The sequence below is a fragment of the Pseudoalteromonas fuliginea genome (assembly GCF_000690055.1).
Lineage (GTDB): Bacteria > Pseudomonadota > Gammaproteobacteria > Enterobacterales > Alteromonadaceae > Pseudoalteromonas > Pseudoalteromonas fuliginea.
Genome location: NZ_JJNZ01000129.1, coordinates 1 through 1,601 on the forward strand (window position 1 = coordinate 1; position 1,601 = coordinate 1,601).

The 1,601-nt window shown below is 40.2% G+C and carries 1 protein-coding gene; it reads right to left on the reverse strand.

Features of this window, described 5'->3' with window-relative positions; all coding sequences use genetic code 11:
* Positions 1-31 precede the first annotated feature (31 nt).
* Positions 32-1,300: an IS110 family RNA-guided transposase gene (locus DC53_RS00445; RefSeq protein WP_033032329.1), complete on the reverse strand. Its 1,269-nt coding sequence runs from the start codon at positions 1,298-1,300 to the stop codon at positions 32-34.
* Positions 1,301-1,601 lie beyond the last annotated feature (301 nt).

A 1,601-nucleotide genomic window follows, 5' to 3' on the forward strand; every position in this document is an offset into this window, starting at 1 on the left:
TAACAACACGCCCTGAGGTGGACAGCAAGCGCTAAAGCTCACTTTCCACCGCAAATTTTAACAGCGGTGATCCCTTACTTTTCAATGCCGTTAAGTAAGTTGATTCATCGTAGGGCGTATGTGTCTTCCAGCACCTAAATAGGATTCGTATCCACTTAAATGCCAATGATCTGATGATGGTATTATGAGGTTTTCCTTTGGCTTCTTGCTGCCGATAATATGCTTTAGCCCAAAATGAATAACGCACAGATAATCCAGCCCATTCCACAAATGTTTGCCTTAAAAATTTAGTGCATGAGTATCGCCAGTGTATCCATTCCTTTTTGCCACTGCGTTCGGTTACTGGAGCAATGCCTGCGTATTTTTGTATGTCAGCGGCGCACTTATAGCGGTCACGATTTGACCCCATAGCGGCTAATAATCGAGGTGCTAATTGTGGCCCCGCCCCAGGTAAACTATCAAAAATAGCGCGATCTGTATGTTGCTTATAAAGTGTTTTAATTTCGTCATCAAATCGTGTTATTGCCAACATTAGCTGTTTAAGTTGCGGAATGAGGCATTCAATAAGTAATAAGTTTGGCGTGATCACCGCCATATCTTCGGTGAGAATTTCTGCATCTTTTATTTCTTTTATCCGCTTTTCATTAACGAGTGGGTAGCGGGAATTATGTTGATTAAAGAAGTCGAGTAGTGTTTGTTTCCTCGCTTTTTTAGCGTGAGCAAGAGAGGGCCAGCGCAGTAAGAAGTCACAGAATATTTGAGTGTCTTTTTCTTTAAACCAATCAATCACGTGGGGATAATAATTTTTTAGCGTTGTGGCTATTTTATTGGTTAAATTAACACGATCTTGTACTAGTTTACGTCTGTATTCGACAAGCTGCGCAAGACACCTAACGTCCTCTGAATCCGGCCTAATAACCGTTAATTTATCCATATGAAGTTGTAAGATTTCAACTTGAATAATTGCATCAGTAGGATCATCTTTAGCCCCGCTGTGCGTAAATGCGGCACGGTATTTAGCAACACTTGATGGGTTAATCACAAATAATACAATGTGCTTAAATTTACTGAGTGCATATATAAGTGGGCTTTTTTTTAGCTCACACGCGACAGCAACAGATCTGCCGTTGTAGCGTTGTTTTAACTCAAGCGCCCATGCATTAATTGACTTAGGTTCAGAGGAAATCACACTTAAATGTTGTGTATTTGTGTCACGATTTATTTCACAAATATCGTGTTTACGGTCAGCCCAATCGATCCCGATAAGGGCTGCAAAATCTGAGACGTTAAAGGCTTCCATTTTGGGTCTCCTAGGGGTAAAGTGAAAGAATAAATAGAGGCTAATAGTGTTTCTCGCAGGTCTTATAGATAGTCGGCATTACGACAATCCCTGAGTATGCGTATTGAAACAAATAACTCCTGTTGATCCGAAAGTCTTGTTACAAACATTGATTGTTTCCGCTCAAATATTCGTGATCAACAGAAGCATATTCCATGTATTAATGAGATAGGTAAATACATTAATTAATGGAACGGAGTAACTATAAGTTGCTTAAGCGGAAAATAATGGTTGGCCATCGCTTCGCGATTATAGCCAACCA